The organism is Streptomyces sp. NPDC008125, from assembly GCF_042957125.1.
Lineage (GTDB): Bacteria > Actinomycetota > Actinomycetes > Streptomycetales > Streptomycetaceae > Streptomyces.
The window spans coordinates 311,000-322,269 of record NZ_JBIBHR010000010.1; the positions used below are offsets into that span (position 1 = coordinate 311,000).

11 protein-coding genes and 1 pseudogene are annotated in these 11,270 nt (G+C 72.0%); 7 read left to right on the forward strand and 5 right to left on the reverse strand.

The genetic code is table 11. The features are described 5' to 3' along the window. Nucleotides 1-154 precede the first annotated feature (154 nt). From ACFZAX_RS19535 to ACFZAX_RS19545, 3 genes are read left to right on the forward strand one after another with little or no spacing between them, the layout of a single operon-like run. Nucleotides 155-1,099, forward strand: coding sequence for an ATP-binding cassette domain-containing protein (locus ACFZAX_RS19535; RefSeq protein WP_390962981.1), 945 nt, complete (start codon nucleotides 155-157; stop codon nucleotides 1,097-1,099). After that, the gene (locus tag ACFZAX_RS19540) at nucleotides 1,096-2,067 is read left to right on the forward strand and encodes an ABC transporter permease subunit (protein ID WP_390962983.1); all 972 of its coding nucleotides are present in this window, start codon (nucleotides 1,096-1,098) and stop codon (nucleotides 2,065-2,067) included. Before ACFZAX_RS19535 ends, ACFZAX_RS19540 begins: the two co-directional genes overlap by 4 nt. Nucleotides 2,068-2,123: 56 nt before the next feature. After that, entirely contained in the window at nucleotides 2,124-2,513 is a 390-nt protein-coding gene (locus ACFZAX_RS19545) for a GntR family transcriptional regulator (RefSeq protein WP_390962984.1), read from the forward strand. 260 nt (nucleotides 2,514-2,773) lie between these two features. On the opposite strand, the gene ACFZAX_RS19550 is transcribed toward ACFZAX_RS19545, so the two are convergent. Then, entirely contained in the window at nucleotides 2,774-3,133 is a 360-nt protein-coding gene (locus ACFZAX_RS19550; protein WP_390962986.1) for a hypothetical protein, read from the reverse strand. A 297-nt stretch (nucleotides 3,134-3,430) separates the two neighbouring features. Between ACFZAX_RS19550 and ACFZAX_RS19555 the strand changes: the two genes are divergently transcribed. Continuing rightward, nucleotides 3,431-5,692, forward strand: coding sequence for an ATP-binding domain-containing protein (locus ACFZAX_RS19555; RefSeq protein ID WP_390963040.1), 2,262 nt, complete (start codon nucleotides 3,431-3,433; stop codon nucleotides 5,690-5,692). Between the two features lie 19 nt (nucleotides 5,693-5,711). On the opposite strand, the gene ACFZAX_RS19560 is transcribed toward ACFZAX_RS19555, so the two are convergent. Beyond that, nucleotides 5,712-6,071: a hypothetical protein gene (locus ACFZAX_RS19560; protein ID WP_390962988.1), complete on the reverse strand. Its 360-nt coding sequence runs from the start codon at nucleotides 6,069-6,071 to the stop codon at nucleotides 5,712-5,714. Between the two features lie 185 nt (nucleotides 6,072-6,256). Beyond that, on the reverse strand, nucleotides 6,257-7,174 hold the full coding sequence (locus ACFZAX_RS19565) for a cation transporter (protein ID WP_390962989.1): 918 nt from the start codon (nucleotides 7,172-7,174) through the stop codon (nucleotides 6,257-6,259). Nucleotides 7,175-7,762: 588 nt separating this feature from the next. Between ACFZAX_RS19565 and ACFZAX_RS19570 the strand changes: the two genes are divergently transcribed. Then, nucleotides 7,763-8,521 carry a PIG-L family deacetylase gene (locus tag ACFZAX_RS19570; protein WP_390963042.1) on the forward strand — a complete coding sequence of 253 codons (759 nt, stop codon included), beginning with the start codon at nucleotides 7,763-7,765 and terminating at the stop codon, nucleotides 8,519-8,521. A gap of 39 nt (nucleotides 8,522-8,560) precedes the next feature. Continuing rightward, nucleotides 8,561-9,049, forward strand: coding sequence for a hypothetical protein (locus ACFZAX_RS19575; RefSeq protein WP_390962990.1), 489 nt, complete (start codon nucleotides 8,561-8,563; stop codon nucleotides 9,047-9,049). 41 nt (nucleotides 9,050-9,090) lie between these two features. Here the strand turns inward: ACFZAX_RS19575 and ACFZAX_RS19580 are convergent, their stop codons facing one another. Then, the gene (locus ACFZAX_RS19580; protein WP_390962992.1) at nucleotides 9,091-9,735 is read right to left on the reverse strand and encodes a DUF1707 domain-containing protein; all 645 of its coding nucleotides are present in this window, start codon (nucleotides 9,733-9,735) and stop codon (nucleotides 9,091-9,093) included. A 213-nt stretch (nucleotides 9,736-9,948) separates the two neighbouring features. Between ACFZAX_RS19580 and ACFZAX_RS19585 the strand changes: the two genes are divergently transcribed. Continuing rightward, nucleotides 9,949-10,296, forward strand: coding sequence for a hypothetical protein (locus ACFZAX_RS19585; RefSeq protein WP_390962994.1), 348 nt, complete (start codon nucleotides 9,949-9,951; stop codon nucleotides 10,294-10,296). Nucleotides 10,297-11,166: 870 nt separating this feature from the next. Here the strand turns inward: ACFZAX_RS19585 and ACFZAX_RS19590 are convergent. After that, a pseudogene (locus ACFZAX_RS19590) lies at nucleotides 11,167-11,270 on the reverse strand (IS5/IS1182 family transposase); the annotation flags it as partial.

Consider the following 11,270-nt stretch of genomic DNA (forward strand, 5'->3'; position numbering starts at 1 on the left):
CTCTTCACCGATCGCCCGGACGCCTCGCGTTCCGGGCGATCGGCGTTTCCGGCTGCGGCCGAGCCCTCCGGACCACCGCGCGGGGACCCGCTTGACAGCCTCCCGCCCCTCAGTCAATTATTCCATTAATTGACTCATGGAATTGGGGCGAGGCGTGAAACACCCGAACACACCGAGCGGGCCTTCCGAGCAGTGGGCCCTGGAGGCCCGCGGCCTGGGCAAGCGGTACCGCCGCGGCTGGGCGCTGCGGGACTGCTCCTTCCGGCTCCCGGCCGGCCGGATCTGCGGTCTCGTGGGACCCAACGGCGCGGGCAAGAGCACCCTGCTGGGGATCGCGTCCCGGCAGATCGGCCCGACCGAGGGCGGGTTGAAGCTCTTCGGTATCCCGGTCGACGACGCTTCGGCCATGCCCCGGTTCGCCTTCCTCGGCCAGGAGAAACCACTCTTCAAGCGGTTCACGGTGGCCGAGACGCTGCGGATGGGCGCCGAGCTCAACCCCGGCTGGGACATGGCGGCCGCGGAACGGATCGTCCGCTCGGGCCGGGTTCCGCTGGACGCCCGCGTCGGTACGCTCTCCGGCGGCCAGCGCACCCGGGTCGCGTTCGCGCTGGCCTTCGGCAAGCGCCCGGACCTGCTGCTGCTCGACGAGCCGATGTCGGACCTCGACCCCCTGGCGCGCGACGAGATGAGCACTCTGCTGATGTCGGAGGCCACCGAGCGCGGCACCACGGTCCTGATGTCCTCCCACATGCTCGGTGAGCTGGAGGAGATGTGCGACTACCTGCTGGTGGTGTCGGAGGGCAGGCTCCGGATGGCCGGTGACACCGACACGCTGGTGCCCGCCCACGCCCTGGTGACCGGGCTGGCTGCGGACGGGGCGCTGCCGCCGGAGCTGACCCGCCACACCGTGATCGAGTCCCGTGTGCAGGGGCGCCAGTTCCAGGCGCTCGTACGCCCCGACGGGCCGCTCACCGGCGACTGGCAGATCAGCGAACCGAGCCTGGAGGAGGTGCTGCTGGCCCACCTCCGTTCACCGGACGCGCCCGCGCTCCTCGTCCCGGGCGCCCGTATCGACGCCGAGGGGATCTCCGCATCATGACCACCACCCTGACCGACGCCGCCACGGGGGCGGGAACCGTCCGGCGTGGCCCCCTGCGCGGGCTGACCTGGCTCATGGTGCGTCAGCACCGGGCGACGCTGTACTCCGTGTTCGCACTGGTGGTCCTCGGCTCGGCCGCGATCCTCTACCTGCGGGGAGAGATGACCGACACCCTGAACGCGGCCGGCTGGCCGCGGAAGGAGCTGACGACACAGCTGGAGCTCGGCCGGCGCTACAGCTATCTCATGCTGGCCCTCGGCTGCCTCCCGGTGCTCCTCGGCGTCTTCGTCGGCGCCCCGCTGATCTCCTCCGACCGGGAGCACGGCACCGCGCAGCTCGTCACCACCCAGTCGGTACCGCGGCGCCGCTGGCTGATCGCCAAGCTGACGGTGGGATACGGCATCGCCCTCGTCGCCGGGCTGGTGCTCTCCGCGCTCTACACCTGGTGGTGGAAGCCGTACCGCACGGTCTTCCCGGCCGCCTGGCTGGACGGGTCGACCTTCGACAACACCGGCCCGGTACTGCCCGCGTTCTGTCTCTTCCTGACGGCCGCCGGCGTCACGACCGGGGTCCTGCTCCGCCGCGTGATGCTGTCCATGGTGGTGACCCTCGGCTTCTCCGTCTTCGCGAACGTCGCCTGGGACCAGATCCGCAACAGCCTCGGCACCAGCCATCTGTTCACGTACCCGCTGAACGGGGAACCCGCCGGCGTCCCGGGCCGCCAGGAGCTCGACAGCTGGGTCGGCACCGCGGACGGCACGCTCTACGGCTGGGGCACCTGCGCCGAGGCCACCGAGGCCGCGCAGAACGCCTGCGTCAAGGAGAAGGGCATCGTCAACCACGTCACGGAGTACCTCGACTACGACCAGATGCCCTCCATGCAGTGGACCGGCGCGGGCATCCTGCTGGCCGCCACGGTCGCCCTCACGGTCTTCGTCGTGTGGCGCGTCTCGCGGCGCCCGTTGTGACGGAGCGCCCCCCGTGTCCGTAAAGTCTCCTCAGTCGAGCGGAAAGGTGAAGAGCAGTGGTCGTTTTCCGCATCGACCGGCGCAGCGGCATCGCCACGTACCTGCAGATCGTGCACCAGGTCGAACAGGCCCTGCGGATGGGCGCCCTCCAGGAGGGGGACAAGCTGCCCACGGCCGCCCAGGTGGCGGCGGCCACCAAGGTCAACCCCAATACGACCCTCAAGGCGTACCGGGAGCTGGAGCGTCTCGGTTTCGCCGAGGTGCGCCAGGGGGCGGGCACCTTCATCACCCGTGACCTCGCCCGGCCCCAGTCGGGTCCGGACTCGCCGCTGCGCACCTCCCTGGACGCGTGGCTGCTCCAGGCGCGCACCGAGGGGCTCTCGGGGCACGACGTGAAGGCGCTGTTCAGCGCCGCGTACGAGACGGCGTACCCACCGGAGAGCTGAGGCGGCGGGGCCCCTTTCAGGAGGGCGCCCCCACCATGCCGGGAGACATTCTCGACCGGCTTTTTCCCCACGCTGGAGCGCATCGCCGCAGCCGGACACGACGTCGATCTCGACATGCTTTCGAGTTCGGCCCGCAACGCCTGCCGGACGGTTTCACCACCCGGATCGACACTTTCGGGCACCCCGGCGCGCTTGACGTCGGTATCCCCGCCTCCCACCTGCCGGGCCCGCCGCGCTTCCGGGCCCCGCCGGCCCCCGGTTCAGGACGCCCGCATCTCCGGCGACCCGTGCACCGGGCCGCGCCGGGCCGCCCCCTCCGGCCGCCCCGCGCCGGCGCCCGTACCCGTACGGCGACGGGCGCCGGCCGGTCCCGGGAAGTCGGGGTCGTCCTCTGCGGTCGGCAGGGCGCGGTGCCCCTCCGAGTGGTCGTTGACCCAACCGCAGCCCGGGCACGCGTAGCGCCCGTCCAGGCCGGCGATGAGCGTGCCGCACCGGCGGCACTCCGTGTACGTGACCTCGGGCGCGGCCATGGGGCCGTCGACGGCGGGCCGCCCGGCGGGGCGCGGCGGTCCCGGGACGGCCGTGCCCGTGCCGGACGGGCACTCGGCGGAAGAATCCATGCCGGAAGGCTACGCCGCGCGCACGCCGGGCGGCATCCTCGCGGACGGCCGGGAACGGAGCCGTACGGCGGGGGACGCGAACGGAACGAAACGGAACGGGCCGCGAACAGAACGGGCACAACCGGCCGGGAACACAAAGATGCCCCGGCACGCATTGGCGTCCGAGGCGTTCGTCTGCTTAAACTGAATGTTTCCGCGATTTCACCGCGTCAACTTCGCATTATTTCCGGCGACATCACGGAAGTAATTCACGGGGCTCATTTTATCTTTTCTGGAGTCACATTGTCAAGCGAGGAAATGGTGCGCGAGCAGGAATTCGTCACCCTGCTCCACGAGCGTCTCGACGCCCTGCGGGAAGGGGCCGAGGACGCCGTGCGGGGTTCGCTGGGGCAGCCCGTGCACAGCCGCCAGGCCCGGCTGGAGCGGGACGTCACGGTCGCCGAGCAGTCGGACCGCCTCGCCACGCTGAACGCCGTGGAGGACGGGCTGTGCTTCGGCCGCATCGACCTCCGCGACGGCGAGCACCACCACATCGGCCGGCTCGGCATCCGCGACGAGGACGAGGCGCGCACACCGCTGCTCATCGACTGGCGCGCCCCGGTGGCCCGCCCGTTCTACCTGGCGACGGGCCACACTCCCATGGGGCTCCGCCGCCGCAGGCACCTGACCACGCGCGAACGCCGGGTCACCGCCCTGCACGACGAGATCCTGGACCTGGACGAGACCGCGCCCGCGCTCCGTACCGGCCACGAGGACCCCAACGGCGACGCCGTGCTGCTGGCGGCCGTGAACGCCACCCGTACCGGCCGCATGACGGACATCGTGCGGACCATCCAGGCCGAGCAGGACCGCATCATCCGCGCTCCGCACCGGGGTGTGCTCGTCGTGGAGGGCGGGCCCGGCACCGGCAAGACGGCGGTGGCCCTGCACCGTGCCGCGTACCTCCTGTACGCGTACCGCGAGCAGTTGGCGCGCCGCGCGGTGCTGATCGTCGGCCCCAACGCCGCCTTCCTCGGCTACATCGGCAACGTACTGCCCTCCTTGGGCGAGACCGGCGTACTGCTGGCCACCCCGGACGAGCTCTTTCCCGGCGTACGGGCCACCGGTACCGACACCCCGGAGGCCGCGGCCGTCAAGGGGGCGGCCAGGATGGCCGAGGCGCTGCGCGGGGCCGTCGCCGGCCTCCAGCGGCTGCCCGTCGACCCCGTCGAGATCGCCCACGACCGGGACACCCTGCTGCTCGACCGCGAGACGGTCGAGCGCGTCAGGGCGGAGGCCCGTGACACCGGACTGCCGCACAACCTCGCCCGCCGGCCGTTCGCCGCGGGGATCGTCGACGCGCTGACCCGGCAACTCGCGGACCGCATCGGGGCCGACCCGCTCGGCGGCCCCAACCTGCTCGACCCCTCCGACGTCGAGCAGTTGCACGAGGAAGTGGCCGGCAACGAGGAGGTGCACGCGGCGATCGACGGCCTGTGGCCCCGCCTCACCCCGGGGGAGTTCCTCACCGCCTATCTCTCCGCCCCCACCGGGCTCCCGCCCCGGGAGGCGGAGACGGTCCGCCGCGACGACACGGACCCCACCGGGCTGACGGACCGCACGGAGTGGACCCCCGCCGACATCCCCCTGCTCGACGAGGCCGCCGAGCTGCTCGGCGAGGACGACAGCGCCCTCCGGGCGGCCGAGGAGGCCGAACGCCGCAAGCGGATCGCGTACGCCCAGGGCGTGCTGGACCTCTCGGAAGGCTCGCGCTCCACCGACTTCGAGGACGAGGACGACGCGGAGATCCTCTCCGCGCACGACATCATCGACGCCGAACGTTTCGCCGAACGCCAGGAGGAGGCGGACCACCGCAGCGCCGCCGAACGCGCCGCCGCCGACCGGACCTGGGCCTTCGGCCACATCATCGTCGACGAGGCGCAGGAACTCTCCGCGATGGCCTGGCGGTTGCTGATGCGCCGCTGCCCGACCCGCTCCATGACGCTGGTCGGCGATCCGGCGCAGACCGGTTCGGCGGCGGGGGCCGACTCCTGGGCGGGCATCCTCGGCCCGTACGTCGGCGACCGCTGGGAGCACACCCGTCTGGACGTCAACTACCGTACGCCGAAGGAAATCATGGAGACGGCCGCCGAGGTCCGGCGCGAGACCGATCCGTCCTTCGAACCGCCCCGGTCGGTGCGGTCCACCGGTGTCGCGCCGTGGACCCTGACCGCCGAGCCGGAGAAGCTGGTGCGTACGGCGGCCGAGGCCGTCGCCCGGGAGGCCCGGTACGAGGGGAAGCTCGCGGTGATCGCCCCGCGGGAGCTCCATGCCGAGCTTGCCGAGGCCCTGCCGGGCGCCTCGTTCGGACCTGACCCCGACCTCGCGGCCCCGGTGGTGATCCTGGACGCGCGGCAGTCCAAGGGGCTGGAGTTCGACTCGGTGGTCGTCGTGGCGCCCGAACGCATCAGGACCGCCTCCCCGCGCGGGGTCAACGACCTGTACGTGGCGCTGACCCGCGCGACCCAGCGGCTCGGGCAGATCGGGTTCGCCCCGGTACTGCCGGAGGAGGACGCGTAGCGACCTGGGTCCCGGCCTCTCAGATGCCGCCCACGATGCTGGGCGGGACGACCAGGTGCCGGGCCCGGTGCTCCAGGACCAGGGCTCGCGGCATCGTCGTGGACACCGCGTCCGCGGCGCACCGCCCGCAGGACGCGACGGTGGCGGGTACGTGGGCCGTGTGCTGGTCGGCGATGTGCTGGGAGAGCCTGATCTGGGTGGTGATCACCTGGTCGAAAGGGTCGCAGTCGACGCCCGGGCCCACCTCCTCCCGGGCCGCCGCCGCGAGTTCGGGCGCTTCCCTCATCCGCCGGTACAGGGTCACGCAGTCTTCGCAGTCCCACATCCAGGGTGGTGGCAGGGGCCACTTGTCGGCTTCTTCGGCGTCGAGGTCTTCCACGGCGACCACGGTAGCGCCCACCGGTCGCGAGCGGTGCGCAATGGACCATTTACCCACCGCTACCACGGCACCCGGGGCGGGACGGGGTGCACGACGCCGTACGCGCTCGTACCGGCCGCCGTGGAGGACGGGAGGCACGGCCCTGCCGGGCAGCCTCCGATGGGCCCGGAGACCCGTCCGGCGGCTCAGAGCACCAGCCCGGGGTCGGAGGTGATCTCGACGACGCTCCACGGTTCGTAGGGCAGGGCGGCGAGCCCGTCCCGCAGCGCCCTGCGCACCCGGTCCTCGCCCGCCACGTCCCAGCCGCCCGGCGGCACCACGAAGGCGATCTCCACGTAGAGCTTCTGGCCCACCTTGCTGGTGCGCAGCACCGGTTCGGGGAGTCCTTCGGCGGCGCGCACCCGCTCCACCACCTCACGGACCCGCTGCCGCACGGCCGGTTCCGGACCGGATTCCAGCAGCTCGGACGCGGCACGCCGGAGCATGCGTACGGGCAGAGCGCCGAGCAGCGCGCAGGTCAGCAGCACCAGTACCGAGTCGGTGTACGCCTTCGCGGGGTGCCACGCGGTCATGCCCAGCAGCACCGCCACGACCCCGCCGACCGCGATGAGGAGACTGGTCACCGCTCCCGCGAGCCAGACCGTCGCCTCCGTACGGATCAGGTCCGAGCGCGGGCCGCGCCGCGCCAGACAGCCGTAGACCGCAAGGCACGCGAGGCCGCTCACCGCTCCGTAGGCGGCCAGCCCCGCCGCCGCCACCTCGGAGCCGCCCCCGAGGATGACCCGTACCGCCTCCACCGCGGCGTAGCCGAACGTCCCGAGCAGCGCGAGTCCCTGCACCCCCACGGCTACCGGCACCAGGGACTCCCGCCCGAACGGGAAGCGCGGCGTCGGCCCGGCCGCGGCGACGCGCGAGGCGCGGAGCGCGATCCAGGAGAGGAGGAGGCCGAGGGCTGTGGAGACGCCGTCGAGCAGCACCGCCTGCGACCCGGCCACGAGCCCCCACACCAGGCCCGTCGCCGCGAGCGCGACCGAGGCGGCCATCGAGACGCGCAGGGCGCGCTGTTCCCGCCGCGCCGCCCGGGACGGCCCTCCGTCTTCCACCCCCTCATCGTCATGGGGGCCCGGCCGGGCGGCAACCGGGCCCCGCCGGGCGGAACGCGCCGGGCCCCTGGCACACCGCCCGGGAGTTTCGGCCACCCCTCGCCGGGCCGGGTTCCTTGTGCCGCCCGGGTTGATGCAGGCCGCACGTCCGTACGGCCTGGTGTGCCGCGTCCCGGCTTCGACCGAAACAGACGCGTTCGCCGGCCCCGTCCCGTCGTTGAGCCCGATGCCCCGGCCGGACCGGCCGCCGCGCCCCAGACCCGACACCGCACGCCGTCCGCACAGGGGGAGAGCGATCCATGGCATACGCGAGGGCCGACTGGTCCGCACACTTCGGCGAGGGGCGCGGCTTCGCCCGGCTCGGGGACGAGGCGGAGGACGCCCATGTGCCGGCGGTGCTCCATGACGCCCGGCTGGTCCTCCCGTGGCCCGGCCGGACGGCGGTCCGTCTGCCCCCGCCGGCCGCACATTCCTCGCCGTCCCTACCGCCCGCCCCTGGAGGCATCCGTGTCCGACACCCCGCCCCGCACGGCGGCACCCACCCGCTGGGCCTCCTCCCTCTGCCCGGGCGCCGCGGCCCTCCCGTCGGTGCTGGGAGTCTTCGCGCACCCCGACGACGAGAGCCTCCTCGCCGGTGGTGTGCTCGCCCAGCACGCCGCCGCCGGTTCCCGCACGGCGGTCGTCACCACGACCTGGGCCCCGGACAGCCCTCGCGCCGTGGAACTCGCCGCTGCGCTGGCCGTTCTCGGCGCGGGTACACCACGGATGCTCGGGTACCGCGACGCCCGCAACGAGTCCTCCGCACCCGGTCGGCCCCGCCTGTGCGATGCGGACCTGGACGAGGCCGTCGCCCACGTGGTCGGGCGGATCAGGGAGTTCCGCCCCGCCGCCGTCATCACCCATGACGCCTTCGGCCAGCTCACCGGCCACCCGGACCATCTGCGCACCCATCAGGTGACCCTGCTCGCCGTGCAGGCCGCCGGGCTCGCCGGGCTCTACCCGGAGGCCGGTGAACCGTGGCGGACCGACGCCCTCTATGCGGCGACGCACCCTGCCTCCGGGGCGGGCGACCTCGGGCTCCTGCTGGACGGGGTCGGCAAGGCGGTGCTGAGCGTGCCGGACGCCTACGCGACCACCGCCGTGGACGTGACCGACCAACTCGCCAGGAAATGGGCGGCGATCACCTCGCACCGCAGTCAACTGCTGGGCGAGCGAGCGCTGCCCGGGCTCCTCTCCCGCCTCGGAGCGGACCGCAGGAGCCGCATCCTGCGCCACGAGTACTTCACCCGGCTCACACCCGGACCCGTCCCCCACCCCCGTACCGACGCGAACCGCGCTTGCTCGTAGACCTGTTCGCCACCGCCCCTTCCACGACGCGGAGCCCCTGTGACAACGACGCCCCCCTCGGACGAGCGGTCCGGATCGGCGATGACCGACGAGGCGTACGGAGACTTGCGCGCCTCGGCCGCCCTGTGGGCGGGCACCTCCGTACTGATCACCGGCCGGCTCGGGCAGGTCCTGGTCCAGAGCGTCGACCACCGCGACACGCACCTCCTGCCGGGCGGCGCGGTCGACAAGGGCGAGGACGCGGCGGCCCGGATCTGTACGCCCCTGCTCCTCGGCCACCTGACGGCTCCCGCAGGGCAGCCCTGCCGACTGCGGTACGCCGCGCCGCTCGACGGCGTCGGTCCTGCTCCCACTGACCGTATGCACACCCGTGTCCTGGCGACCCCGGAGCAGGTCGCGGAGCTCTCCGACTGGGGCCCTGCCGGGGCCGAGCAGCTCGCCTCCGTCCACCGGGCCCGCCGCCGGCTCGGTCTCCCCGAGGCCGCCCGTCGCCCGGTCACCGAACTCACCGGTGCCGCCACCTGGTAGGCGGACCGGCCCCCGACTCCTCCGGCCCGGCGTGGTGTTCCTCAGCCGGCGGGCCTGCGCAGCAGCCACTGCCCGAGCGTCCGACGCGGGGGCCGCACCACCACGTTGCCGTGGGCCTTCTGGCCGACGAGCCGCACGCGCAGCGTGGTCGGTACGCCGTCGGGCTGTGGCGTACGGCGGTGCTTGAGCTTGCAGTGCACCAGGACCAGGCCGTCGACATCGACCTCGACACCCGGCTTCGTGACCAGAGTCAGGCTCTTCCCCGCCATGGCCACGTCGATCCTCAGAGTGTTCTGCGTGACCACGGCCTCGGTGAAGTCGAGCGTCACGTCGCACCAGCTCACCGCGAGCTCCAGCCGCCGCGGCAGCGCCCAACGGCCCGTCCGCTCGATCGGGCCGCTGAAGGCCTGCTCGATCCGGACGACGTCCTTGACCTCGGCCGCCGTACCGTCCGCGGCGACCGAGAGGGCCGGAAGGTCGGCGGTGAGTACGGCCAGTTCGCTCAAAGTCCGTGCCGAAAGCGCGAGTTCCACGCGCTCGTCCAGCTCGTCCGCGTCCAGCAGACCGTCCCCCGCCGCGATGCGCAGTACGTCCACCACCCGGTCCCGGTCCGCGTGGGAGGCCCGCAGCTCGGGCGACGAGCCAGGATCCGAGGGCTTCCCGGTGGGTGAAATCTCTCCCGACATGCTTCCGTCCTGATCCTCACACACGCGTTTGCGCGACGCGGGCCGCGGCGCAGGCAGAAGACTAACGAGGTTGTGCGCGATTGAGGTCCGGGCTCCGTAGCCGAGGATGGCCCTGTGCATGCTCCTGTCGATCAACCCGAAGTCCGTCGGGTCTCACGAGGCGAGTACCCCTTGTGGGACGAGGCTCTCGCGATCCTCAACCAGGACTTGGCCGTGACTCTTCCTGGGCAGGGACCTCTGCAACTGCTGGCCCAGCCCTCCTACGAGGCGGGCGAGCCGGAGTATGTCTACGTTGCCCTGGCCAACGGCGAGTGGCACGGCAGTCATTTGTACCCGAAGGCGCCAGAGGACTCTGCTCACGCCTTGGCGATCGTCGCCGACGCCGCCCAGGACACCGTCGCTGAGCGTCTGTGGCAGGCGTGGCCTCTGTGTGTCGAACACGACCTGGGCCTGCATACGCGCGACGTGGAGGGGCTGCTCTCCTGGTGGTGCGCCGGGAGGCGGCCGGGGGGCGGGCGGGGCCACATCTGTGCGGCCGTGGGCGCGCTCGACACCTTCTGAGGGCCGTGGCCGTGTCGTGAGGGCAGCTGTGTGAGTTGGATGTCGAGGTGACGCACTACCTTGGTCGCACGGCCATGTCCCCTCCCGTCTTCACCGGCCTTCAACCCCATCGACTCGGTGCGCTGGTCGCCGGGTCGGCTCATGCGTGGATGGCCTCCGAGGAGGGCCGACTGCACAACCGCCGGGCAGGGGTCGCGGCCGTCTGCGGGCAGCCGGGGCCGGCCCGAACCATCAGTTGGTGTTCACCGACCGGATGTTCGAGCGATACCCGGCGGTCAGGGATGAAGTCGATGTCGGCTGTCAGGGACTGGACAAGCAGTTCCCCGACCAGGTCCAGGCCCCGCCCCTGCACGGAGCCGGGAGCCGCGCCGGAAGCGGTAGTGCGTCCTTGACGAGGAGTTGCCCACAGGCGGATCAGGCAGTCGGGGAGTGGGCCGAGGACCGCGGCACCACGGCCGGGTAGACCTACGAGAGTGACCACGCGCAACAGTCGGCCGCGGCACAACGGGCCGTCAATGACCGTGCCGCCGTTGTCACAGGGTTTTTCCACGTCATGGTCGGAGCATGGTGTGCCGGAGTGGCCTGTGCCGCCATCGGCCGGATCGTCCTGGCATTTCCATCTTCCAGAGCGGATACGACAACGGAATCACCGGAAGCTGCCGAAGTAAATTGGGAGGGTTCGCCAAAAATCTGGCGATGGACTACGCTGTCGGAAAATTTGGGATGGATATACCCGCGACCCGAGCGCCAAGACCGTGAAGGTCGGAAACTCCGCCTCCTCACAAGGCAATATGGAGAAGTGGATCATGCGGGGAGTCGAGGATTTCATCGATTCCGCTCGGCAGTTCGCAGGAGATCAGTGACCCTCTTTCATCCTGAATAGTCGCAGGTCAGTAGCGTGTGGACGGCCTGGACGATGGTGCCGATACGGCGGGTGGAGCATCGCGCTCGTCGGAGTAGTCGCCAGGTCTTCA